This window comes from Streptomyces diversicolor (assembly GCF_057537855.1).
On record NZ_BAAJXA010000115.1, the window covers coordinates 1 to 1,665 of the forward strand.

Here is a 1,665-nt window from a genome sequence, read left to right on the forward strand (position 1 = left end):
CGGACGGGAGGGGGTAGGCGAGAGGCCGCCCGGTGGTCGAGCGTGCGCTAGCCTCAATACCAGTGACTTAGGGATGATGCTGGTAGGGTGCGTGGCCGGGAGGTGCCGGGATGCCACGGCCGGGGCAGGTCAAGCCAGAGACGGACGAGCGGTTGTCGGACCGGATCGCGGTCGGGTTGCTGACGCGGTCGTTCCCTCCGGAACTGGTGGACCGGGTGGTGGCCGAGTGCGGGAGGTCCGGTCAGCGCAACCGGCTGCTGCCGCCGCGGGTGGTGGTCTACTTCGTGCTCGCCATGTGCCTGTTCGCCGGTCAGGGGTACGAGGAGGTCGCGCGGCTGCTGACGCATGGGCTGGCCTGGGCGAAACGATGGTCGGGCTCCTGGCAGGTGCCCACCACGGCGGCGATCTCACGGGCCCGGGCCAAGCTCGGTCCGGAGCCGCTGAAGGCGTTGTTCGCCCAGGTGGCCAGTCCCTTGGCGACGGAGTCGACGCGTGGCGCCTTCTATGGTCGGTGGCACCTGATGGCGATGGACGGCACGGTCTTCGACGTCCCCGACAGCGATGAGAACGCCGCGTACTTCGGGCGCCCGAAGACGCACCGCACTCAACGCTGCGCGTTCCCGCAGGTGCGGGTGGTGGCGCTGGCCGAGTGCGGCACCCACGCCGTCACCGCCGCCGCCCTGGGCCCGCTTGCGCTGTCCGAACCGGCCCTCGCGCGAGAGCTGTTCGGCCACCTCGGCGCGGGTGACCTGCTGCTGGCGGACCGCGGCTTCACGGGTCTGGAGCTGTGGCGTGCGGCCTCGGCCGGCGGCGCCGACCTGTTGTGGCGGGTGAAGTCCAGTGCGGTGCTGCCGGTGTGCAAGGAGCTGCCCGACGGCTCGTACCTGTCGGACATCGTGACGGCCAGGGACCACCGCAAACGCTCTGATCCGCAGGTGGTGCGGGTGATCGAGTACACCTTGGACGGTGCCGGCCAGCCTGCCGAGGAAGCCCCTTACCGGCTGATCACCACCATCCTCGATCACGAGACCGCACCAGCCCTGGAGTTGGCCGCCCTCTACCAGGAGCGGTGGGAGATCGAGACCACACTGGACGAGCTCAAGACCCATCAGCGCGGCCCAGCCGAGGTCCTTCGGTCCCGCTCGCCCGGCGGCGTCGAGCAGGAGGTCTGGGGCCATCTGCTGGTCCACCACGCCATCCGCACGCTGATGCACGACACCGCCGAACACACTGGCGTCGACCCAGACCGGCTCTCCTTCACCCGCAGCATCCGCCTCGCCCGCCGCCAGGTCACCGCCCAGGCGGCCTTTTCCCCCTGACCACCTGGCCACAGCCCTCGCCGACGGCATCCGCGAGACAGCCGCACGGCGCTTACCCAAGCGCCGCGCACGCCTCAACCCCCGCGTCGTCAAACGGAAGATGTCCAACTTCGGCGTCAAACGCGACGAGCACCGACACGGCACCCGGCTTGCCCACCTTCCAGCCGAAACCATGGCCGTCGCCCCGCACTGGCGCACCGCATCGATCAACCCACCGGTCAAGGTCCCACGAAGCTGGGACCCAATCCCTTAAGGCACTGGTATTGGGTTTAGCCTCGATCTTGCATGAGGGTTCGTCAGCTTTGTGACGGACCCTTTCGGCTCGTTCGGGGCGATTGTTTCTGCG

Annotated in this window: 1 protein-coding gene; it reads left to right on the forward strand. The window is 69.1% G+C overall.

The features are described 5' to 3' along the window. Positions 1-110: 110 nt before the first annotated feature. Entirely contained in the window at positions 111-1,319 is a 1,209-nt protein-coding gene (locus AC27LF_RS45365) for an IS4 family transposase (RefSeq protein ID WP_479662441.1), read from the forward strand. Positions 1,320-1,665 lie beyond the last annotated feature (346 nt).